The 21016-nt window shown below is 70.1% G+C and carries 21 protein-coding genes and 1 pseudogene; 13 read left to right on the top strand and 9 right to left on the bottom strand.

The annotated features are described in order from the left end of the window. Positions 1 to 20: 20 nt before the first annotated feature. From aztD to E1181_RS26680, 5 genes are all read left to right on the top strand, one after another. Positions 21 to 1184: a zinc metallochaperone AztD gene (gene aztD / locus E1181_RS26695; protein ID WP_132678930.1), complete on the top strand. Its 1164-nt coding sequence runs from the start codon at positions 21 to 23 to the stop codon at positions 1182 to 1184. A gap of 616 nt (positions 1185 to 1800) precedes the next feature. Beyond that, a complete protein-coding gene (locus tag E1181_RS26690; protein ID WP_132678928.1) occupies positions 1801 to 2331 on the top strand; it encodes a GAF domain-containing protein in 531 nt (176 codons plus the stop codon). A 134-nt stretch (positions 2332 to 2465) separates the two neighbouring features. Beyond that, positions 2466 to 2630, top strand: a complete 165-nt coding sequence (locus E1181_RS32350) for an SDR family NAD(P)-dependent oxidoreductase (RefSeq protein ID WP_235877066.1) — start codon at positions 2466 to 2468, stop codon at positions 2628 to 2630. Between the two features lie 22 nt (positions 2631 to 2652). Beyond that, the gene (locus tag E1181_RS26685) at positions 2653 to 3060 is read left to right on the top strand and encodes an SDR family NAD(P)-dependent oxidoreductase (protein WP_328590911.1); all 408 of its coding nucleotides are present in this window, start codon (positions 2653 to 2655) and stop codon (positions 3058 to 3060) included. A gap of 381 nt (positions 3061 to 3441) precedes the next feature. Continuing rightward, positions 3442 to 4446: a tetratricopeptide repeat protein gene (locus E1181_RS26680; protein ID WP_132678926.1), complete on the top strand. Its 1005-nt coding sequence runs from the start codon at positions 3442 to 3444 to the stop codon at positions 4444 to 4446. On the opposite strand, the gene E1181_RS26675 is transcribed toward E1181_RS26680, so the two are convergent. Together E1181_RS26675 and E1181_RS26670 are read right to left on the bottom strand one after the other, a co-directional pair. Next, positions 4443 to 5726 carry an Nramp family divalent metal transporter gene (locus tag E1181_RS26675; RefSeq protein ID WP_235877065.1) on the bottom strand — a complete coding sequence of 428 codons (1284 nt, stop codon included), beginning with the start codon at positions 5724 to 5726 and terminating at the stop codon, positions 4443 to 4445. The genes E1181_RS26680 and E1181_RS26675 overlap by 4 nt on opposite strands. Before the next feature lie 122 nt (positions 5727 to 5848). Next, positions 5849 to 6760, bottom strand: a complete 912-nt coding sequence (locus E1181_RS26670; protein WP_132678925.1) for a dihydrodipicolinate synthase family protein — start codon at positions 6758 to 6760, stop codon at positions 5849 to 5851. Between the two features lie 116 nt (positions 6761 to 6876). On the opposite strand from E1181_RS26670, the gene E1181_RS26665 reads away from it, so the two are divergent. Beyond that, a complete protein-coding gene (locus tag E1181_RS26665; protein WP_132678923.1) occupies positions 6877 to 7854 on the top strand; it encodes a LacI family DNA-binding transcriptional regulator in 978 nt (325 codons plus the stop codon). Between the two features lie 36 nt (positions 7855 to 7890). Continuing rightward, positions 7891 to 8649 (top strand): ABC transporter permease, encoded by a 759-nt coding sequence (locus tag E1181_RS26660; protein WP_132678921.1) that lies wholly within the window; start codon positions 7891 to 7893, stop codon positions 8647 to 8649. Between the two features lie 5 nt (positions 8650 to 8654). Here the strand turns inward: E1181_RS26660 and E1181_RS26655 are convergent, their stop codons facing one another. After that, complete coding sequence (locus E1181_RS26655; RefSeq protein ID WP_235877064.1) at positions 8655 to 9827, bottom strand: FAD-dependent monooxygenase; 1173 nt, start codon at positions 9825 to 9827, stop codon at positions 8655 to 8657. A gap of 11 nt (positions 9828 to 9838) precedes the next feature. Beyond that, positions 9839 to 11260, bottom strand: a complete 1422-nt coding sequence (locus E1181_RS26650) for an MFS transporter (RefSeq protein WP_207922333.1) — start codon at positions 11258 to 11260, stop codon at positions 9839 to 9841. 90 nt (positions 11261 to 11350) lie between these two features. Between E1181_RS26650 and E1181_RS26645 the strand changes: the two genes are divergently transcribed. The 3 genes from E1181_RS26645 to E1181_RS26635 all read left to right on the top strand — a co-directional run bounded on the left by E1181_RS26645 (position 11351) and on the right by E1181_RS26635 (position 13721). Beyond that, positions 11351 to 11986, top strand: coding sequence for a TetR/AcrR family transcriptional regulator (locus tag E1181_RS26645; protein ID WP_132678918.1), 636 nt, complete (start codon positions 11351 to 11353; stop codon positions 11984 to 11986). A 68-nt stretch (positions 11987 to 12054) separates the two neighbouring features. Beyond that, positions 12055 to 13017, top strand: a complete 963-nt coding sequence (locus tag E1181_RS26640) for a S1C family serine protease (RefSeq protein WP_132678916.1) — start codon at positions 12055 to 12057, stop codon at positions 13015 to 13017. A gap of 50 nt (positions 13018 to 13067) precedes the next feature. After that, on the top strand, positions 13068 to 13721 hold the full coding sequence (locus tag E1181_RS26635; RefSeq protein ID WP_132678914.1) for a YdcF family protein: 654 nt from the start codon (positions 13068 to 13070) through the stop codon (positions 13719 to 13721). A gap of 457 nt (positions 13722 to 14178) precedes the next feature. Here the strand turns inward: E1181_RS26635 and E1181_RS32345 are convergent, their stop codons facing one another. Next, the gene (locus E1181_RS32345) at positions 14179 to 14400 is read right to left on the bottom strand and encodes a hypothetical protein (RefSeq protein WP_235877063.1); all 222 of its coding nucleotides are present in this window, start codon (positions 14398 to 14400) and stop codon (positions 14179 to 14181) included. 69 nt (positions 14401 to 14469) lie between these two features. On the opposite strand from E1181_RS32345, the gene E1181_RS32340 reads away from it, so the two are divergent. Together E1181_RS32340 and E1181_RS26625 are read left to right on the top strand one after the other, a co-directional pair. Continuing rightward, positions 14470 to 14691, top strand: coding sequence for a PI-PLC domain-containing protein (locus E1181_RS32340; protein ID WP_235877062.1), 222 nt, complete (start codon positions 14470 to 14472; stop codon positions 14689 to 14691). A gap of 142 nt (positions 14692 to 14833) precedes the next feature. Continuing rightward, on the top strand, positions 14834 to 15169 hold the full coding sequence (locus E1181_RS26625; RefSeq protein ID WP_132678912.1) for a helix-turn-helix domain-containing protein: 336 nt from the start codon (positions 14834 to 14836) through the stop codon (positions 15167 to 15169). On the opposite strand, the gene E1181_RS26620 is transcribed toward E1181_RS26625, so the two are convergent. Both E1181_RS26620 and E1181_RS26615 read right to left on the bottom strand, forming a co-directional pair. Continuing rightward, positions 15166 to 15756, bottom strand: a complete 591-nt coding sequence (locus E1181_RS26620) for a ClpP family protease (RefSeq protein WP_132678910.1) — start codon at positions 15754 to 15756, stop codon at positions 15166 to 15168. The genes E1181_RS26625 and E1181_RS26620 overlap by 4 nt on opposite strands. Beyond that, positions 15753 to 16376 carry a ClpP family protease gene (locus tag E1181_RS26615; RefSeq protein WP_132678908.1) on the bottom strand — a complete coding sequence of 208 codons (624 nt, stop codon included), beginning with the start codon at positions 16374 to 16376 and terminating at the stop codon, positions 15753 to 15755. Before E1181_RS26615 ends, E1181_RS26620 begins: the two co-directional genes overlap by 4 nt. Before the next feature lie 198 nt (positions 16377 to 16574). Between E1181_RS26615 and E1181_RS26610 the strand changes: the two are divergent. Next, positions 16575 to 17740 (top strand): annotated as a pseudogene (locus tag E1181_RS26610) (thiolase family protein). Positions 17741 to 17746: 6 nt separating this feature from the next. On the opposite strand, the gene E1181_RS26605 reads toward E1181_RS26610, so the two are convergent. Together E1181_RS26605 and E1181_RS26600 are read right to left on the bottom strand one after the other, a co-directional pair. Beyond that, a complete protein-coding gene (locus E1181_RS26605) occupies positions 17747 to 19363 on the bottom strand; it encodes an AMP-binding protein (protein WP_132678907.1) in 1617 nt (538 codons plus the stop codon). Further along, positions 19360 to 20622 (bottom strand): MFS transporter, encoded by a 1263-nt coding sequence (locus E1181_RS26600; protein ID WP_235877061.1) that lies wholly within the window; start codon positions 20620 to 20622, stop codon positions 19360 to 19362. The genes E1181_RS26605 and E1181_RS26600 overlap by 4 nt, the downstream gene beginning before the upstream one ends. Between the last annotated feature and the right edge of the window lie 394 nt (positions 20623 to 21016).

Below are 21016 nucleotides of genomic sequence, written 5' to 3'. Positions count from 1 at the left end.
TCGGAGAAGGAGAGAAAACCATGGTGAAACCGGTTCGCTTACCGGTGGCCGTCGCCACGATGGCGCTTGCCCTGACCGCGTGCGGTTCCGGCGCCCAGCAGGCCGCCGCGCCCGCCGAGCCCCGCCCCGCCGTGCCCGACCCGATCGTGACCACTTACGACGGCGGTGTGCTGGTGCTCGACGGGAAGACCTTGGCCGTGGCCGAGGACATCCCGCTGCCTGGCTTCAACCGGCTCAACCCGGCCGGCGACGCCGAGCACGTCATGGTGTCGACCTCGACGGGCTTCCAGGCACTGAACGCCGTGCGCGCCCAGCTCACCGACGTGCAGTTCCCGGCGCCCAAACCGGGTCACGTGGTGCGCAACGCCGGTCGCACGGTCCTGTTCTCCGACGGGACGGGCGAGGTGACCTCGTTCGACACCGCCGAGCTCGCCGGGGGTGAGCCGGCCACCGAGAAGCACACGGCCGCCGAAGCCCACCACGGCGTCGCGGTCGAGCTGTCCAACGGCCAGATGGTGCTGTCGCTGGGCAACGAGGAGGACCGCACCGGCATCGCGGTCCTCGACGAGCACCGCCACGAGATCACCCGGAACGAGGACTGCCCCGGCGTGCACGGCGAGGCCGTCGCGCAGGGCGAGGCCGTGGTCATCGGGTGCGAGAACGGCGCTCTGGTCTACCGCGACGGCGCGATCACCAAGATCGCCAGCCCGACGCCGTACGGGCGGATCGGCAACCAGGCGGGCAGCGAGCACTCGCCGGTCGTGCTCGGCGACTACAAGCAGGACGAGCACGCGGAACTCGAACGCCCGCAGCAGGTCGCGCTGGTCAACACCGCGGACTCCTCGCTGAAGCTGGTCGACCTCGGCACCAGCTACACCTTCCGCTCGCTGGGTCGCGGCCCGGCTGGTGAGGCGCTGGTGCTGGGCACCGACGGGCAGCTGCACGTGATCGACCCGGTCCAGGCCCGCGTGGTCCGCAGCATCCCGGTGATCGGTCAGTGGGAGGAGCCGTTGGAGTGGCAGCAGCCGCGTCCGGCGCTGTTCGTCCGCGGTGGCACGGCGTACGTGACCGACCCGGCCAAGCGGGAGATCCACGCGATCGACCTCGCGTCCGGCCAGAAGACCGCGACCGGCGCGCTTCCCCAGGCGCCGAACGAGATCGCAACACCCCTGGCAGGGCACTGACGCGGGAACGGGGCCGGCATCGGATCGATGTCGGCCCTGTTTTCGGCGCTCGAGCGGGCGGATGCGGACGTGGATGTGAGCTGTTCACGGGCTCCAGGCTCGGTGACGCGGTTGCCGAGCAGAGCCCGGGTGCGGGCGCCGTCGGGATTGTCGCGGAGGTCGTAGGTCACACCTACATCGCCCCCTACCTGACCTCGTGCCTCCCGTTGGCGGCGTCACTCTCGGGCGCTGCGGCAGCGCGGGTCGAATCTCGGGAACAGGTAGTGGTCGGGGGTGTCGAGGGCTCGACCTCGTAGACGAAACCCCGGCCCTCGCGGGAATCACGTCTCGAACGTGTGCCGCGCTACCGCCCGAACAACCGCAGGCACCGGAGAGGTGCGTCGGAAAGCGGTGCGGAAGGTCCCTTCGGCACATCCGATCGCCCCGGAGCCGACGTCCCGCTGCTTGGACCGAGTGTGGCGCGTGCGGGGGTTGTTGCGCGAGGGGCGGCTTGTTCGTGCCGGGTACCGCATGTGGAGCGGCAGGCCGGGTAACCCGGGTCCAGGGGTGCTCCAAGAACCCCAGGTCGTCGACGAACGAGTTCAGGGCCCGGGTAGTGAGGTCGGAGGTGCTGGGAATGTGGTTCGACAAGACGAAGGAAGAAATTCCACAGACGATGGAATCAATGGCGCGGGCGATCCACGTGGAGCGGACGCTGCCGAACATCCTGGCCCGCATCACCAGCCTGGCGGTGGAGCTCGTGCCGTCGTGCCACTACTCAGGCGTCCTGCTGGTGTTCGAGAAGGAGGTCGTCACGGCGATGGCCAGCAGCACCCTGGTCGTCGAAACCAACCACCTCCAGGGGCAGCTGAAGGAAGGCCCGTGCTTCGACGCCGCCTGGGAGGAGACGTCGTACCGCGTCGTGGACATGCGCACCGAGAAGCGGTGGCCGCACTTCATCCCGGGCGCGCGGCAGTTGGGGGTCGGAAGCATGATCGGGTACCAGCTCTACGCGGAGCAGGACGGGATCGCGGCTCTGGACCTCTATTCCACCCAACCGTACGGCTTCACAAGCCTGTGTGAGCAGTACGGACGAATCCTCGCATCCCACGCGGCCGTCGCGCTCAACTGCTCCTCGACGGAGCAGATCGCCGAACTCGCGCGGTGATGCCCAATCTCGCGGTCCGCAGCGAGACGGGAGTCCGTCGAGCGCGCCGACCGCGAAGCGCTGCAGGCGCTCGTGCACGCGCACGAGGTCCAAGCGGTTGCCCTCCACCGCGGCTGAGAATTGAGGGGAAGCAAATGGTCGACTACTCGACGAAGAACGCGGTGATCACCGGCGGCGCCAGCGGAATGGGATTCTCCTTGGCGAAGCTTCTCGTGGACGGCGGAGCGCGGGTGGCGATCACCGGCCGCTCGCAGGCCTCGCTCGACGCCGCCCGGAACGGCTCGGCGGCAACGCGGTGACCGTCCGGGCGACGTCTCCTCGCTGGAGGACCTCGACGCGCTGGCCGAACGGGTCAAGGGCGAGTTCGGCACGGTGGACGGCCTGTTCGTCAACGCCGGGATCACGCGCAGGATGCTGCTGGAGTCGATGACGGAGGAGGCCTACGACGAGCAGTTCGACGTCAACGTCAAGGGCTCCTACTTCACGGTGCAGAAGCTCGTGCCGCTGCTGAGGCCCGATGCGGGGATCGTCCTCACCACCTCGGCCGCGAACGTCATCGGCATGCCGACCGTGAGCGCCTACGCGGCGGGCAGGCGACGGCCAAGGCGTACTCGAATTGACGAAGACTCATCGACTTCCCTCACACGACACCCACCAGACCTGAACACCCCGCACTCAACCCCTGTTCGCGGAAAACCGCAGCAATCGGAGGACGGATCACTGCGGTAATCGGGTACCGGATTACGGCAGTATTCGGTGTCCGAAGCACCGCGGTAGCCGGTGACGGGTCACTGCCGCGGTGGGGGGGACGGATTACTGCCGTATTCGGGTGCCGGATTACGGCGGTATTCCGGGTTTCGAGAGTCTCCGGGTGGGTCGGGAGCTGAGGTTCTCCGGTGGGGACTTCTTCGGTTGTGGGTGGTGGGCGGAGGGGAGTGGTAGGGGGTGACCGACTTTTGATGTACGGGACGGCCCCTAGGGGTGCTCGGGGACGGTTTCCGGGGTGAGACCTGAGGTTTCGGTTCCGCTTCCTCCGTAGCGTCCTCAGTGGAAATGATCACGCCGTTCTCCCTCGCGGATCGGTGTGGTCGGTCTACTGGAGGGAGTTCCATGCACGCCAAGGCGGATGAGTACCGGGGTGGCCTCGCGGCGTTGTCGGTGAACGCGTCGCTGGACGAGGTGCTCGAACAGGCCGAACGGCACGACGCGGCGGCGACCACGCCGGTCGAACGCGCGGGTGCGCTGCTGGCCATCGCCGAGGCGTGCAGGCGGCTGGGCAGGGTGGAGCGCGCTGAACGCGCCTGGCGCGCCAGCTACCGCACCGCGCGGGACGCCGGCGACCAGGACGCGATGGCCTGGGCGCTGTGGAGCGGCGGCACCCTCGCCCGGCAGCGCGGTCGCTACGTGCTGGCGCACCGCCTGCTGACCCGCGCGGTGGCGGCCGCGGAGCGCGGCACGGATCCCATGGCGCGGGGGTACGCGCTGGCCGGGCTCGCCGAAACCGGCCGCGTGCAAGGTGATTTCGCCGGAACGTTGCGGCTCCACGAGCAGCTGCTGGCCGAGGCGAGGGAGGTCGGTCAGCCGAGGCACGTCGTGTGGGCGCTGGAGGGGATCGCGCAGATCCACCGGCACGGGGGCGACTACGACACCGCCCTGGCCATGTTCACCGAGGCCTGCCAGATCGCCACCGACAGCGACGACCAGCGGGGACGCGCCTGGGCGCTGCGCGGCGTCGCCGACCTCACCTCGCTGCGCGGCGAACCCGACGAGGCCTTGCACCTGCTGGCCGACGCCGAACGCACGTGCCGGGACATGCGCCTGGAAGCGGCGCTGGCCTACAACCACAAGATGCGCGGCAACGTCCTCTACCGCGCGGGCCGCTACGCCGAGGCCGAGCGCGTCTACCGCGACACCGTCGAGGAGTTCACCCGCATCTCCGAGCCACGAGGCGAAGCCCTGGCCCGTCTCGGCCTGGTGAAAAGCCAAGCCCGCCAGGGCGCCTCGCCGGACCAGGTCGACGCCGACCTGCGCGACCTGCACGCCCGGTTCACCGAGAGCGGCCTGCGCCACGCGGCCGACATGGCCCAGGCCGCCCGCCGGGAACTTCTCGACTAGGAGAAGCTGGTGACCACCAGCTGGTAGCAGACGGCGGCGATGGCGACGAGCCCGATGGCGGCCAAGACGTTCTGCCACCACTTGTTGCGGAGGTCGCCCATCAGGTCGCGCCGGTTGGCCAGAACGACGAGCAGCACCGCCAGGACGGGTGCCACGACGACGGTCAACGCTTGGGCAGCGATGATGAGCTGGACCGGTGACTCGCCCCGGGCGAGAACGGTGGCCAGGGCACCGAAGCCGAGCACTCCCAGGATTCCGGCGCGGACTCGCCACGAGGCGAGTTGGTTGCCGAAGCCGAGGCCGTCGGAGAGCAGGGTGCCGCCTGCGGTGGCGTTGGCGATCATCGCCGAGAACGCGGCGCCGGTGAAACCGAGCGAGAAGACGGTCCGCCCCATTTCGCCGGCGATCGGGGTGAGGACGGTGGAGAACTGCTTGAGCGTGGCGCCGTCCTCGCCGCCGACGCCGGGCAGGACCGCGGCCGCGGCCATGATGACCAGGGCCGTCATGATTCCGGGCGCGACGATGCCGGGAATGGTGTCGGCGATGCTGGTTTCGCGGTACTGCTCGCGGCGGAGTCCGCGCTCGCGTGAGGCGTAGCCGGCGTAGAACGCGGCGTTGACGGAGAAGTTGGTGCCCACGAGAGCGACGATCAGCAGATCGACTCCTGCAGGCACGACCGGGACGACGGAGCCGACGGCGGCGGCTCCCCAGTCGGGCCGGGTGATGATCGCGGTGGCGACGAACGATGCCGCCATGATCGCGACGATGACCAGCACGAGCTTCTCGATGAGCGTGTAGAGCCGCCGTGCGAAGAGGATGCCGACGACGACGGTAGTGCACGCCAGCGTCCACCACATGGGCGAGCCCCCGAACACCAGCGACAGGCCCAGGCCCGAGCCGACGGCGTTGCCGACGGAGAACATCAGGGTGATGGCGAAGACGCCGAACCCGGCGAGCCCGCCGACCCAACTGCCGAGGTGATCTTTGATGGTCTGGACGACCGAGCCCTTCGACACGAGAGCGATGCGGATGCTCATGTCGGCGTAGATGAGCATCAGCGCTGTGGAGATGGCGATGACCCAGATCAGTGAGTAGCCGAAGCGGCTGCCGGCCTGCACCGCCGAGGTGAGGTTGCCGGGCCCGAACTGCCAGGCGCCGACGATGAAGGCAGGCCCCATCAGGGCGAGCATCCGCAGGATTCGGCGGCCACTGCCGACCGGAGCGGAACCGGAGGTGTCGCTGGGCCCGTTGTTCAACCGGGCGGGTGCTGCGTCGGACATGATGCTTCCTCACCCCCACGCGGCATTGTCGCGGGGTCGTTCGGGGACGGCATTGTCACCGGACCGGCCGGGTGGCCGGCAAGGGCCGGATGCGCAAGCGCACACCCGGCCCGCGGGCTGGCTCAGACGAGGTTCGCGCTGCGCAGCGCCTGGACGATCTCCTCTTCGGCCTCGGTGGAGAGGTCGATCAGGGGAGAGCGCACGGTCGCGTTCTCCAGCACGCCGAGCGCTTTGAGGGCGAGTTTGAGGGCCACGGTGCCCTCCATGTGCGAGCCGCGGTGGTAGACGGCCTTGGTGACAGGCAGCAGGCGGTCGTGCACCGCGCGGGCTGCTGCGTAGTCCTGAGCCTTTCCGGCCGCGATGAGTTCGAGCAGCGGCTCGGGGGCGATGTTGCCGTAGCCGACCAGCAGGCCGTCCACGTCGAACATGGTGTGCAGCAGGTACTCGTCGTGGCACGAGAGGATCTGCAGATCGGGGTTCTCCCGCCGCAGGACGGGGATCTCGGTGTCCCAGCGACGCATGTTCCGCACGCCGTTCTTCGTGGCGAAAACGCCCGGTTGGGCGGCGATCTCGAGCTGGGTGTCGAGGTCGTAGTTCGCCTTGGTGACGTCCGGGTACTGGAAGAGGATGCAGGGCAGGCCCGCCTCCTCGTAGATCGCGCGGTACCGCTCCTGCGGGGCGCCCTGCTGGTAGCCGAACCGCAGCCAGCCGTGCGAGGGGTACACCAGCGCCGCCTCCGCTCCGGCGGCGACCGCGCGCTTGGCCTCCTCCACGGCGACGTGCGTGCCTTCGCCCGTGATCCCGGCGATGACCGGGACGTCGACGGCTTCGACCAGGTGGGCGATGGTGGCGACCTGCTCGTCCTGAGTCAGGAAGGTCCCCTCGCCGGCGTGGCCGAGCACCACGAGGCTCTTGACGCCATCGTGGCCGGCCAGCCACTGGCCGAGCTTGGCCATCGCCTGGTGGTCGACCTCGCCGTCCTGGGTGAACGGCGTGACCGGAGCGGGGTTGAGGCCGCGAAGATCGAGAGACATGCCTGGGACTCCATCCTGGGAACGGTCGCGGGAACGTTCCCAAGACGATGCGCCAAGGCTCGCCGGGTGTCAAGACCGATCCCGGGAACGTTCCCATCTTCGGGTAGGCTCCGGGTGTGGTGACGATTCTCGATGTGGCCCGGGCGGCCGGGGTCAGCAAGTCCACGGTCTCCCGCGTTCTCGACGAGCGCCTCCCGCGTTCCACCAACGCGACGGCGGAGCGCGTTCGCGAGGCCGCGGCTGAACTCGGCTACGTCCGCGACCCGCTCGCATCCGGGCTGCGCCGTTCCGGGACCAGCACGGTGGGAGTGATCGTTCCCAGGCTCACCGACACGGTCATGGCGATGCTCTACGAGGCGATCACCGAGGCCGCGGCTGGGCGTGACCTGTTCACGGTCGTGGCGACCACCGAAGACCTGCCGGAAGTGCAGGACAAGGCGGTGCAGTCGCTGCGGCGGCGCAGGGTCGACGGGCTCATCCTCACCACGGCGCGCATCGGCGAACCGGTCGGCGTCGGCAAGACCTCCTACGCGCTGGCCCTGCGCACCGACGGCAGCGGTCCGGCCGCCATCGGCGACGACCGCCTCGGAGCGCAGCTGGCGACTCGGCACCTCATCGACCTCGGACACCACAGGATCGGCCTGGTCGGCGGACCTGCGTACGCGTCGAGCGCACAAGGGCGCGCAGCGGGCTACCGGGAAGCGTTGGAGAGCGGCGGAATCGGTTTCGACCCGGCGCTGGTCGCCGGTGACGCGTTCTCGATCGAGGCGGGTGAGATCGCGGGGCGTCAGCTGCTGGATCGTCCAGACCGTCCGAGCGCGGTGTTCGCGGTCAACGACAACACAGCGATCGGCGTGCTCGCCGCTGCGCACGCGCTGGGCCTGGAAGTGCCCCGGGACGTGTCGATCGTCGGCTACAACGACATCCCGGTGGTCAGCAGGCTGCCGGTGCCGCTCACCACCGTGCGGGTGCCGTTCAGGCAGATCGCCGCCGACGCCCTGCGCCTGCTGCTCGACGACGGGTCGGGGCCCGGCGAAACCCTGGTGAGCGCCCCGACTCTCATCCCGCGCGGCTCCACTGCCGCTCCCCGGTAACTGGGATCCAGCGCGATTCGGCCGTAGGGTCGCCGGGTGGGTTCTGGGACGATTCCGGTGACGCCGGTGCTCGGTGCCGTGGTCGTGCTGCTGCTGGTCGTGGCCGCCGCGGTGGTGCGCCTGGGCGGGTTCGCCAGGCACTGGGCCGTGATCACCGCCGGGCTGCGCGGGGCCGCGCAGCTGCTGCTGGTGTCGCTGATCATCACCTCCGTGGTGCGCTGGTCGTGGCTGGTGGGGGCGTTCATCGTGGTGATGTTCGCGATCGCGGCGCGCACGGCGGGACGGCGCATCACCGGCAACCGGACGTGGTGGTGGGCGGCCGTCCCCATCGCCGCCGGTGTCGCGCCGGTCGCCGGAGTGCTGCTGGTGTCTCGGGCGGTGCCGCTGACCGGGTTGGTGCTGATCCCGCTGATCGGCCAGCTGATCGGGGGAGCGCTGACCGCCACGGCGCTGGCCGGTCGTCGACTTCTCGACGAGCTGGCGCAGCGCCGCGGCGAGGTGGAGGCGGCGTTGTCGCTGGGTCTGTCCGAACGCGATTCCCGGCTCGAAATCGCCCGTCCCGTGGCCGGAACGGCGCTGGTTCCCGCGCTCGACCAGACCCGCACCGTCGGGATGGTGACCCTGCCGGGAGCGTTCGTCGGCATGCTGCTGGGCGGTGCCAGCCCGCTCCAGGCCGGAGCCGTGCAGCTGTTCGTGCTGGTGGGGCTGCTGGCGGTGGAGGCGGTGGCGATCGCGGCCGTGCTGGAGATCGTCGCGCGCGGCCTGGTCACCCGCCCGGCCGCGCACCAGACGTGACCTGGTCAGCGCCTGGGAGCGGGCAGAACCAATGCCGAGTGCTCCGGCCTGCCGGTCGCGGGCGGCATCTCGGTGAGCGCGCGCAGGCCTGCGTTGCGCTTCTCCAACGCCTCCCGGGTGGTGGGGAACAGGGCTGCATCGCCTTCGCCGACGAGGGCTTGGTTGAGCTCGACGAACTCGCGGGTGCCGGCCTCGTAGGCGGCGAACGCCTCGGTGTGGTCGGTGTGGGCGGCCAGCGCGTCGGCGAGCATGTAGGCGCTGACCAGCGCGATGCTCGAACCCTGGCCGGTCAGGAAGGACGGCGCGTGGGCCGCGTCGCCGACCAGGGCGACCCGGCCGCGCGACCACGCGGGCAGGTGGATCTGGCTGACCGTGTCGAAGAACAGGTCGTCGGCTTCGCGCATCGCCTTGACCAGGTTCGGGATCTCCCAGCCCTCCCCGGCGAACGCGTCGGCCACCAGCTCTCGCTGCGCGTCGGGATCGCGCAGCAGTTCCAGCGGCGGCTGCGGGCGGGCGATGTTGAGGAAGCCGTGCAGCTCGTCGCTGTCCCGGACGCCGTAGAGCGCCGCCGCCTTGCCGGGCGTGTTCCACATGATGCCCTCGTGGGAGAGCCCGAGGGTGTTGGGCGTGGTGAACCCGGCGAAGCAGAACCCCAGGTAGCGGTGGAACTGCAGCTCGGGTCCGAAGATGAGCTCGCGGGTCCGGGAGTGCAGCCCGTCGGCGCCCACCACGAGGTCGAACTCCCGCTGCGCACCGCTGCGGAAGGTGACGCGCACCCCGTCCTCGTGCTCGTCGAGCACGTCGATGGAGTCGTGGAACACGAACTCCACGTCGTCGCGAACGGCCTCGTGGAGCACCTGGGTGAGATCACCGCGGCGGACCTCCAGGTCCTGCCCGTCGACGCCGCCCACGACGTGCTGGGGGTGCACGGAGGCCGCGACCGAGCCGTCGGCGTCGAGGAACGTCAGCCGCCGCGTCTTGATGTCGGCCTGCCGCAGCTGCGGCAGGATCCCCATCCGGCGGGCGACTTCCAGGGCGGTTCCCCGCACGTCGATCGGATACCCGCCGTTGCGCACCGATGCTGCCTTCTCGACGACGGTCACCTCGAACCCGTTGTGGTGCAACCAGAACGTGACCGCAGGGCCCGCGATGCTCGCACCTGAAACCAGAACTCGCACGTCTTCCTCCTTCACCTGATGGACTTCTGCCGACGGGTCAGCACGACGGCGGTCACCGTGGACAGGCCGAACGCGACGGCGGCGATCGTGAGGTAGCTGAAGACCCCCAGCCCCGAGTTGACGGTTCCGCCGCCTGCGGGCAGGGCCGTGGAGTGCAGCACCGCCGATCCCACGAAGTTGAGCACCACCGAGCCGACCGCGACCATGACCATGACCAGGCTCGACACCGTCGCCTGCTGGCTCGCGGGCGCGAGGCTGCCCGCCACGTTGAACCCCGAGGTGCCGAGCGCGCCGACGGTGAACCCGAGCAGCAGCGCGAACACGAGGGCGGCCGGGAAAGACGCGACACCGGCGAACATGCCGAGAGTGCCGATGGTTCCGAGACCCACGGCGCCCGTCAGCGTCACCACCGGGCCGAAGCGCCCGGCCAGCATCCCCGCGAGCGGGCCGCCGATCATGACGCCGATGGCGGGCGCGGCCAGCAGCATCGCCAGCGACCCCTGCCCGCCGAGGCCGTAGCCGAGCCCCTGGCTCAGCGGGACCTCGCCGACGAGCGGCAGCAGCTGCAGCATGCTCTGGTACGAGCCGGTGGACAGCACGATGATGAGCAGTGTGAGCAGCAGCGGACCGCCCAGCCGGCGCACGTCGATCAGCGGTTCCGGGGTGCGGCCGGAGGCGATCCACCACCGGGCCAGCGCCGCTGCGCCGGCGACCAGCAGTGCGATCGGCCCGATCTCCAGCCAGCCGATCTCGGACCCGAGGCTGACGTAGCTGAGCACTCCGATCAGTCCGCCGCCGAGCAGCGCGGCTCCGCCGAAGTCGATCCGGCCGGGAGTGGTGACCGGGGATTCGGACACGACTCCGCGCACCACCAGTGCCATCGCCGCCGCCACCGCGGCCGAGATGACGAAGATGATCTGAAAGCCGTACTCAGCGGCCAGCTTCTCGGCCGCGAAGCGCGAACCGATGTTGAGCACGGCCGATCCCGAGGTCACGATGCCGACCACGACCATGGACAGGCGCGGTGCGCAGACGTCGCGCACGATCGCGACGGTCAGGAACAGCGCGGCCACGGCCGAGCCCTGCATGAGCCTGCCGATCACGAAGATCCACGCGGTGGGCGCCACCGCGCACACGAGCGCGCCCGCGCAGCTGATCAGCAGCGTCAGCACCAGGATCCGACGCTTGCCGTGGACGTCGGCGCTCTTGCCGAGCAGGGGAGCCCACATCGCTCCGGCCAGCATCGCGCTGGCGTGGAGCCACGCGGCCTGGTCGGTGCCGAAGTGGTCGAGCATCTCCGGCAGCACGATCAGGGGTGCTGAGATGGCCGTGTCGACCATGAAGTTGACCAGGACCAGCACCGCCACCAGGCCTATGAGCCGCCCGTTCCACCTGGTGTGCAGTGCGGCTTCGGCGCCGTCTACGGCTTGCATGAACCGCTCCTCGCGTTCGGTGTGCGCTTGCCGCGATAAAAACTACACTACACGGTGTAGTGTGAATTGGCTGAGAATAGGATGTGAACCATGGCGACACCCAGGACGGCCGCGCAGTCACCCGGCCGGCGCAAGCGGACCGAGATGAAGCGCGCGGCCATCCTGGACGCGGCCGAGGAGCTGTTCGTCTCCGAAGGATTCGAGGTCACCAGCGTCGACGCGATCGCGGCCCGCGCCGAGGTCTCCAAGCGCACGGTCTACGACCACTTCGGCGACAAGCGCGCCCTGTTCCAAGGGGTCCTGGAGCGCTCCGGCGACGTCCTGCTGACCACCATCCGCGCGGCCATCGACGAAGAGCTCACCGACGACCGGGACCTGCGCGAAGCGCTGCACGCCTTCGCGCAGCGGGTCACCACCGAGACCTTCCCGTCCTCGGTCTACGTCAACTTCCGCCGCCTCAATGCCCAGGCGCCGCCGGCTCCGCGGCTGCCCGACGGGCTCGACGACGAGCCGGAACGCTCCCTGGAGCAGCGCTTCACCCGCTACGCCGACAGGGGAGACCTGCACGTCCCCGACCCGCGCCGCGCGGTCCAGCACTTCATCGCCCTGACCATGCGCCTGGCCCTCGACGTCATCGACGAGAACCCGGATCTGGCCCGCAACACCGGGGAGCTCCACGCCCTCATCGCCGACGGGGTCGACGCCTTCCTCCGCGCCTACCGCTGATCGTTCCGGGAATGTCCCGGTGGTGGGGCGGTGTTATCCCGGCAACGGCTCGAGGCGGGGAGGTCGAGATGACTGAGCACGGAGCTCCCGAATCGTCCGACGCGGGGGCGATGGATGCCTATTCGCGCATCGTGAGCTCGGTGGCCGCGGAGATCACGCCGAGCGTGGCCAGCCTGCGCACCCGCGGAGCGTGGGGTGAGGCCACGGGGTCGGCGGTGGTGTTCACCGCGGACGGGTTCATGCTGACCAACGCGCACGTCCTCGGCGGTTCGCGCGGCGGGACCGCCTACTTCGCCGACGGGACCAGCGCCGAGATGTCCTTGGTGGGCGCCGATCCGCTGTCGGACCTGGCGGTCGTCCGCGCGGACGGGCAGACGCCGAAACCGGTGGAGCTCGGCGACAGCGACGAGCTCGTCGTGGGCCAGCTGGTGGTGGCGGTGGGCAATCCGCTCGGCTTGACCGGCTCGGTCACGGCAGGCGTGGTCAGCGGACTCGGGCGGTCGATGCCCTCGGGTGGCGGTCACGCCGCTCGGATGATCGAGGACGTCATCCAGACCGACGCCGCGCTCAACCCCGGCAACTCCGGCGGTGCGCTCGCCGACGCGCGAGGCGTCGTGGTCGGGATCAACACGGCCGTGGCCGGGATCGGTGTGGGGCTGGCGATCCCGATCAACTCGACCACCCGGCGCATCATCTACTCGCTGATGCGCACCGGGCGGGTTCGCCGCGCCTACCTCGGTCTGGTCACCACGCCCGCGCCGCTGCCGGAGGAGCTGGCCCGGCGCATCGACCAGCGCACCGGTCTGCGGGTCGTCGACGTCGTGCGCCGCAGCCCGGCCGACCGCGCCGGGCTCCACCCCGGCGACCTCGTGCTGACCGCCGCGGGGGAGCCGGTCCGCAACGCCCAGGGGCTGCAGCGGCTCATGTTTGCCGAAGCCATCGGCAAGCCGCTGCAGATCACCGTCACCCGCAACGGTGCGATGGTCGACGTCATCGCCGAACCCACCGAGCTCCAGGACGCGGCGGCCTGACCGGAGAATAGGTTCGCCGGATCAGCTCGAGCTGTGGAGGTGAGGCGTCGATGGGGACCGCCGTTCCGGAGGAGCACCGCGCCGACGCGGAGCTGTTGTGGGACTACCACGACCTGGGGCACGAGCTGCGGCGGTGCGACGTCGGCGTCGGGCTGGGCAGCCACGATCTCGGCGTCGCCGACCACGTCGTCGAGCTCTACGGCGGCGGGTGGTTCCCGCTGGTCGTGTTCACCGGAGCCAACGCCCCGACGACCGTCGAGCGCTTCCCGCGCGGCGAGGCAGTGCACTACCGCGAGCACGCGATCGGGCGCGGCGTCCCGGACGCGGCGATCGTCGTCGAGCCGAAAGCCACCAACACCGCCGAGAACATCGAGTTCACCCGCCAGGCTCTCGCGGGCCGGGAGGCCGAGTCCCTGCTGCTGGTGTCCAAGCCGTACCAGCAGCGACGCGCCTTCGCCACGGCGAAGAAGGTTTGGCCCGAGGCCGACACCGTCTGCAGCTCGCAGCGCACCCCGCTGGACGACTACGTCCGCGCCATCGGTGACGCCGAGCGCGTCATCGACATGCTCGTCGGCGACACACAGCGCATCACCCTCTACGCCGAACGCGGCTTCGCCGTTCCGCAGGACGTGCCCGCCGAGGTCGAAGCGGCCTATCAGCGCCTGCTGGCCGCCGGGTACACCCGCCGCCTCGTCCGGGACTGATCGCGCGAACCTCCGGTGGCGAAGTTCGCGCCGCGGTCGACCGGGCGCGGCCTCTGCGCTACCGAGAGGCCACCTCGGCGCCCGCTTGCGCTGCTCGGATAGCGCGCATGCGTGCCTCTCGGACATTCTTCCTGACCGCCCAGACCGCTCTCGCGCTCTTCGTGCCGATCAGCGCCCACGCGGAGCCGGTGGCGGACCCCACCGACGGGGTGCAGCCGTTGGAGCGAGCTCACGCTCACAACGATTACGAGCACCCGCGGCCGCTGTTCGACGCGCTCTCGCACGGTTTCCGGAGCGTCGAGGCCGATGTGTGGCTGGTGGACGGCGAGCTGTGCATCGGCCACGACGCGCCCGACTGCAGCCGCACCCTGGAGTCGCTCTACCTCGAACCCCTCGCCGAGATCGCCGGTGCCAACGGCGGCGAGATCTACGACGGTGCCACCGAGCCGCTGCGCCTCTACGTCGACGTCAAGGACGGCGGCCAGGCGGTGTGGGACGTGCTCGCCGACCAGCTCGACGACCGCCCGCAGCTGGTCAGCTCGTGGGCGAACGACCGCGAGACCACCCGCGCCGTCGAGGTCGTCGTCTCCGGCCAGCTGGCCAACCAGACCTTCGACGACCCGGTCCGCTGGGCGTCCGGGGACGGCCGCATCGCCACTCCGCCGCCGGCCGACGCCACCAGCGCCGACCTCGTGGTCCTCTCCGAGAGAACTGGACCCGGCTGTTCACCTGGCAAGGCATCGGCCCCATGCCGGAGCACGAGCGGCAGAAGCTGCACGAGCTCGTCGATCGCGCCCATGCCGAGGGTCACGAGGTGCGCTTCTGGGCCACCCCGGACGTCGAACCCGGTGCCCGGGAAGCGGTCTGGCGCGAACTGGTCGACGCCGACGTCGACCAGATCAACACCGATCACCTCACCGCGCTCGAGGAGTTCCTGAAGTCCCACGACCCCGCCGAGCAGAACTCCTGACCCCGCCACCACCGCCGAGATCGAGCAGGAACTCGGCGGTGGCGCGTCCAGGAGCGCGGCCTCGGCAGCTCCCAGCGGGTGATCGGTTCCGCCGTCAGCGGAACGGGCTTCCTGGGCGGCTGGACGGTGTCAGGATTGGCGCATGGCGGACGTCGTTGAGTTCAGGCCGAGGCGCAAGACCGAGCCCGAGCCGCTGTGGCGCGAGGAGCTCGGCCGCAGCCTGCGCGCCATCAGGGAAGACCGGGGTGACCGGCTCGTCGACGTCGCCGAGCGAGCCGGTGTCTCACCGCAGTACCTCTCCGAGATCGAGCGGGGCCGCAAGGAACCCTCCAGCGAGATGATCGCCGCGGTCACCGGAGCGCTCGGCATCGACCTGGCGGATCTGCTCGGCAGCATCGCCGGGCAGGTCCGACGCAGCCGGCCCGTGGCCCCCGCTCCCGTCGGTCGCCCGGCCGGCCCGCTGCTGATGGCGGCCTAACTCCGCTCGTCCAGGACGTGGTCGGCGAGGCCGTAGGCGACCGCCTCCGGCGCGTCGAAGACCCGGTCGCGGTCGGTGTCGTGCCGCAGCGTCGGCACGTCCTGGCCGGTGTGCCGGGACAGGATCTCCTCCAGCTGGGTGCGGACCCGGACCACCTCGTCCGCCTGCAGGATCAGGTCCGGGATCGTGCCCCGGCCCTGCGCGGCCGGCTGGTGCAGCACCACCCGCGTGTGCGGCAGCACGGCGCGACGGCCGGGTGCTCCTGCCGCGAGCAGCACCGCGCTGGCCGCGACGGCTTGGCCCACGCAGGTCGTGGCGACCGGGGCCTTGATGTAGCGGATGGTGTCGTAGAGCGCGAGCATCGCGGACGGGTCACCGCCCTCGGAGTTGATGTAGAGGTTGATCTCCCGATCCGGGCTGTCGGCCTCCAGGTGCAGCAGCTGGGCGATCAGCGCGTTGGCGACACCGGAGTCGATGGGCGTGCCGAGGTAGACGATGCGTTCGGCGAGCAGGTGCGAGTAGACGTCCATGATCCGCTCGCCGTGGGAGCTGCGGGTGATGACGTTGGGGATCGTGTAGCTGGTCATGCCCGAACTCCCGTCTCCGCGCTGAGGCCCATGGGCGTGCGCATCGGCATCACCTGTCCCAGGCCGTCGACGATGTGGTCGACGAACCCGTACTCGCGGGCCTGCTCGCTGCTGAACCAGCGATCGTGCAGCGAGTCGGCGAAGACCCGTTCGACGGGCTGCCCGGTGTCCTCGGCGATCAGGCCGAGCACCGTGTCCCGCGTGTAGCGCAGGTCGTCGGCCTGCACCTCCACCTCGACGGCCGAACCGCTGATCCCGGCCGAACCCTGGTGCATCAGGATTCGCGCGTGCGGCAGCGCGAAGCGCTTGCCGGGAGTGCCCGCCGACAGCAGGAACTGACCCGCGCTGCACGCGAGTCCGAGCGCGAGCGTCGACACGTCGCACGGCACGAGCCGCATCACGTCGCGGATCGCGAGCATCGACGGCACCGAGCCGCCGGGGGAGTGGATCCACAGCGCGATGTCCTTGCCGGGATCGGAGTGGGCGAGGGACAGCATCTGCGTGATCAGCACCGTCCCGTTGTCGTCTTCGAGCGGACCGTCGAGCACCAGAACCCGCTGGCTGTAGAACCTCTCGCGAAGCCGGTGGTCGAACATCGGCTGCTTCTCATCGTTGGCCATGACCCGACCATGCCGCCGGAACCCCGCTCGCGGAGCCCCGCGCTGCCCTGAGCAGATCCGCCGTCAGCGGCGTGCCGTCCCCAGGTCGTTCCGCGCAGCTCCGGCGGCCGGGGGTGAGCTCCACTTCACAACCCACTCCATTGGAAAAACCAACTCAGCTGTTTACGATGATGTTGAGCACGGTGAGAGGGGATGGTCATGTCGAGTGCCGTCATCGTGGACGCGGTTCGCACACCCCTGGGCAAGGGCAAGCCCGGCGGGGCCTATTCGGAGATCCACCCGGTGGATCTGCACGCGCACGCCCTGCGCGCGCTGGTCGAGCGCAGCGGCATCGACCCCGTCGTGGTCGACGACGTCATCAGCGGAGCGGTCGGTCAGATCGGCGAGCAGTCGGGCAACACCGCCCGATGGGCGCTGCTGGGAGCCGGATTCCCGGAATCGGTTCCCGGCGTCACGGTCGACCGCCAGTGCGGCAGCAGCCAGCAGGCGCTGCACTTCGCCGCCCAGGGCGTGATCGCCGGCGCCTACGACGTCGTGATCGCCTCCGGCGTCGAGTCGATGAGCCGCATCCCCATCGGTTCCCAGTTCGCGGGCGAGGACTTCGCGGGCAGCGCGGTCGGCGCCCGCTACGAAAGCGGTCTTGTGCCGCAGGGGATCAGCGCGGAACTCATCGCCGACCGCTGGGGTTCTCGCGCCGGCAGCTCGACGAGTTCGCCGCCGAGTCGCACCGCCGTGCCGCGAGCGCGTGGAAGGACGGCCTGTTCGACGACCAGGTCAGCATCGTCAACGAGCTGCGCACCGACGAGACCATCCGCCCCAGCACCAGCGTCGAGGGCCTGTCCGGTCTGCGGACGGCGTTCCGCGACGAGCACTGGGAGCAGCGCTACCCGGACCTGGACTGGAAGGTCACCGCGGGCAACAGCTCACCGGTCAACGACGGATCCGCGGCCGTGCTGGTCACCAGCGAGCAAGCGGCTCACCGGCTCGGGTTGACGCCGAGGGCCCGGCTGCGCGCGTTCGCCGTGACCGGGGACGACCCGATCTTCATGCTCAGCGGCATCATCCCCGCGACGGAGAAGGTGCTCGCCCGAGCGGGCCTGCGGATCGAGGACGTCGACGCGTTCGAGGTCAACGAAGCCTTCGCCTCGGTGGTCCTGGCGTGGCAGGCGGAGACCGGCGCCGATCTGTCGAAGGTCAACATCAACGGCGGGGCTCTCTCGATCGGTCATCCGCTGGGCGCTTCGGGCGCGCGCTTGATGACCACGCTGCTCAACGTCCTGGAGCAGCGCGGTGGCCGCTTCGGACTGCAGGTCATGTGCGAGGCCGGAGGCCTGGCCAACGCCACCATCATCGAACGGTTCTGACGCGCCTCATCCGGGCAGCAGCGCCGTGCGGGCGTGGGTGGCGAAGGCGCTCTCCCAGCGGTGCAGGTCCTCCGCGGTGAAGCGGTCGTACCGGAGCTCCGCGCCTCGGCGGTGGTAGACGGGGTCCTCGGTGCGCCAGGCCGCGTGGCGCAAGGGGGTTTTCGCCGTCTTGTTGCTGGCCGTGAGGGGGATTTCGCCGGTGATGCGGACGAAGCGGGGGAGCCACTTGGTGCCCAGATCGGGCTGAGCGCCGAGGAAATCCGCGAAGGCCGCCGGGTCGAACTCGCCCCGCACCTGCAGCGCGCACATGACCTGGTCGCCGGTTCGCGGGTCCGGCACCGGGTAGACCGCCACCGCTTCGACCGGCTCCCAGCGCTGGAGGATTCGTTCCACCGACGCCGCGGCGAAGTTCTCGCCGTCGACGCGGAGCCGGTCGGCGGTGCGCCCGGCGAAGTAGAAGAACCCGTATGCGTCGCGGTAGGCGAGGTCGCCGGTCCAGAAGTCCTCGCCGCGCACGCGTTCCGCCTGAGCTTCGGGGTTGTTGTAGTAGCCCTCGAACGCGGCGGCCTCGCCGAGGGCGACGATCTGCCCGATGGCCTCCTCGGCGTTGCTCAACCGCCCGTGCTCGTCGAACACCCCGGGCGGGCATTCGGTTCCGGTGTCCTCCCGCAGCACCCGGACGTCGAGCCCGCCCACCGGCAGACCGAGCGAGTCCGGTGGGCTGTCGGCGGTCCGGTTGATCCGCAGCACGCCCTCGGTCATCCCGTACCCCTCGGAGACCCGGCAGCCGAAGCGCTCGGCGAACCGTTCGGCGTCGGCCGGTGAGGCTTCGGTGCCGACGGCGAGCCGCAGGGTGCTGCGCCGGTCGGCCTCGGTTTCCGGCCGCGCGAGGACGTAGGCGAGCGTGCGTCCCACGTAGTTGACGAAGGTGACGCCGTAGCGGTGGATGTCGCGTGCGAAGCCGGACGCGGAGAACTTCCGGGCCAGGCACACCGTCGACCCGACGTGCATCGCCGGGGCCAGGTTCATCATCGCCGAATTGCCGTGGAACAACGGCATGCACAGGTACGACACCGAGTCCCGCGTGAGCTCGGTGCGCACGGCCAGCGACTCCGCGAGCGCGCCCAACCGGCCCTGCGAGCAGATCACCGCCTTCGGTGCCCCGGTCGACCCGGAGCTGAACAGCAGCAACAACGTTCGGTCCGGTTCCGGTGAAACCGACGGCAGGTCGGCGTGTTCGGGAAGTCGGTTGAGCTCGCTGTCGACGTTGACAACCGACGCGCCGTGGTCGATCCCGTCGAGCAGTCCCGCCAAGCGCGTCTCGGTGACGACGACCTCGCAGTCGGTGTGCCGGATGTCGCGGGCGAGCCCGGCGCCCCGCCGGGTCGGGTTGATGCCCACCACGACCGCGCCCTCCAGCGCGGCGGCGACGATCCAGAACACGTGGTCGGGCACGTTCTCCAGCAGCAACCCGACGTGCCGAACACCCGCGCGGCGCAGCCATGCCGCGCGCCGCGCCCCTTCGGCGACCACCTGCGCCCACGTCCACGACCGCTCCTCGAAGCGCAGCCCGACCCGCTCGTCGCGGGCCCGCGAGCGCACGACTTCGGCGAAGGTGCTCACCGCTGCTCACCGAGATCCCGGCCCCGGGTCTCGGAGATCAGCAGCACCGAGACGATCGACACCCCGACCGCACCCACGATGATGCAGCTCAACGGCAGGCTCGACCCGCCGGTGCCGGCCACCAGCGTCGCCGCGATCATCGGGGTGAACCCCGCGCCGAGCAGGCTCGCCATCTGATACCCCAGCGACACCCCGGTGTAGCGCACGCGAGTCCCGAACATCTCCGACAGCATCGGTGCCAGCGGCGCGTACATGAGGTTCTGGAAGATCTGCGCGATCACCAGCGCCGCGATCATCGCCGGCACTGTCCGCAATTCCAGCAGGGCGTACATCGGGAACGCGAACAGCACCGCCCCGGACGCGCCGATCAGCAGCACCCGCCGTCGGCCGATGCGGTCGGAGAGGGCGGAGAAGATCGGGATCCCGATCAGGCCGGTCAGGCTGATCAGCAGGTGCGCGCGCATGATGTCCGGCAGGTCGTAGCCGAGCCCCTTGGCGTAGGCGACGCTGTGGGAGCCGATCAGCGCCGTCATCGCGAACGGCCCGATCCCCGCAGCGCACGCCAGCAGCACCGCGCGCGGACGCCGCAGCACCCGCAGCAGCGGCAACGACTCCCGCTCACCCGCCTTCGCCATCGCCTGCCGGAACAGCGGGCTCTCCACCACGCTCAACCGGACGTACAGGCCGATGATCAGCAGGATCGCGCTGGCCAGGAACGGAATCCGCCACCCCCAGGACACGAAGTCCTCCCGGGGCAGCAACGTCACAAGCGCGACGGCCCCGTTCGACAGCAGCGACCCCAGCGGCGAACCCGCCTGCATGACGCCGACCCACGCTCCGCGGCGACGCGAATCGGCGTGCTCGATGACCATCAGCGCCGCACCGCCGTACTCGCCGCCCACCGCGATCCCCTGAACGCAGCGCAGCAGCACCAGCAGGACCGGGGCGGTCAAACCGATCGACGAGTACGTCGGCAGCACGCCGATGAGCACGCTCGCCACACCCATCAGCACCATGCTCATGACCAGCGCGGACTTGCGCCCGAGCTTGTCGCCGAAGTGCCCGAAGATCAACCCGCCGAGCGGCCGCGCGACGTACCCCGCGGCCAGCGTCCCGAACGCGGCGATGGTGGACACGGCGGGGTTGGACCCGGGGAAGTACAACGTCCCGAACACCAGCGCGGCCATCGTCGAGTAGAGCAGGAAGTCGTAGTACTCGATGACCGTGCCCAGCAGCCCGGACAACGCCACCTTCCGCACCTGGCGACCGTCCACCGCCTCCGCAACAGGAACCGACCCAGGCATCGCCACTGACACCACTTCCTCCGCCGAACCAAGCGCTTGCTAGGCAAGCTACGACCCCGATCCCCCCAGGTCAAGAACGAACAACTCGGCCCCAAGCCCCAAACCCCGGATTTCAGTGGAAACCCAACCCCCGGTTTCAGTGGAAGTCCCGGACCGGGGCGCAGTGGACGTCCGAGACCGGAGCTCAAAGGGGAACTCGGGGTGCGAGTTCCACTGAAGTCCGGGGCCTGATTTCAGTGGAAGTCCGGGACCGGGTCGGAGTTCAGTGGAAACCTGGTTCCTGATTTCAGTGGAAATCCGGGGGTGAGTTCCACTGAAATCCGGTGGCCATCGGGGGTCGGTGTGGGAT

Origin of the sequence: Saccharopolyspora terrae, from assembly GCF_004348435.1 — a bacterium.
In the GTDB taxonomy this organism is placed as follows: domain Bacteria; phylum Actinomycetota; class Actinomycetes; order Mycobacteriales; family Pseudonocardiaceae; genus Saccharopolyspora; species Saccharopolyspora endophytica.
Note: the sequence above shows the minus strand (reverse complement) of the source record. Positions and strands in the feature narration are given on the sequence as shown.

Bases quoted from the DNA above. Each gene is read 5' to 3' on its own strand.
- E1181_RS26645 (WP_132678918.1), top strand. From the start codon at position 11,351: ATGGCGACACCCAGGACGGCCGCGCAGTCACCCGGCCGGCGCAAGCGG.
- E1181_RS26635 (WP_132678914.1), top strand. From the start codon at position 13,068: ATGGGGACCGCCGTTCCGGAGGAGCACCGCGCCGACGCGGAGCTGTTG.
- E1181_RS26690 (WP_132678928.1), top strand. From the start codon at position 1,801: ATGTGGTTCGACAAGACGAAGGAAGAAATTCCACAGACGATGGAATCA.
- aztD (WP_132678930.1), top strand. From the start codon at position 21: ATGGTGAAACCGGTTCGCTTACCGGTGGCCGTCGCCACGATGGCGCTT.
- E1181_RS26640 (WP_132678916.1), top strand. From the start codon at position 12,055: ATGACTGAGCACGGAGCTCCCGAATCGTCCGACGCGGGGGCGATGGAT.
- E1181_RS32340 (WP_235877062.1), top strand. From the start codon at position 14,470: ATGCCGGAGCACGAGCGGCAGAAGCTGCACGAGCTCGTCGATCGCGCC.
- E1181_RS26675 (WP_235877065.1), bottom strand. From the start codon at position 5,726: ATGTCCGACGCAGCACCCGCCCGGTTGAACAACGGGCCCAGCGACACC.
- E1181_RS26650 (WP_207922333.1), bottom strand. From the start codon at position 11,260: ATGCAAGCCGTAGACGGCGCCGAAGCCGCACTGCACACCAGGTGGAAC.
- E1181_RS26625 (WP_132678912.1), top strand. From the start codon at position 14,834: ATGGCGGACGTCGTTGAGTTCAGGCCGAGGCGCAAGACCGAGCCCGAG.
- E1181_RS32350 (WP_235877066.1), top strand. From the start codon at position 2,466: ATGGTCGACTACTCGACGAAGAACGCGGTGATCACCGGCGGCGCCAGC.
- E1181_RS26620 (WP_132678910.1), bottom strand. From the start codon at position 15,756: ATGACCAGCTACACGATCCCCAACGTCATCACCCGCAGCTCCCACGGC.
- E1181_RS26670 (WP_132678925.1), bottom strand. From the start codon at position 6,760: ATGTCTCTCGATCTTCGCGGCCTCAACCCCGCTCCGGTCACGCCGTTC.
- E1181_RS26680 (WP_132678926.1), top strand. From the start codon at position 3,442: ATGCACGCCAAGGCGGATGAGTACCGGGGTGGCCTCGCGGCGTTGTCG.
- E1181_RS26615 (WP_132678908.1), bottom strand. From the start codon at position 16,376: ATGGCCAACGATGAGAAGCAGCCGATGTTCGACCACCGGCTTCGCGAG.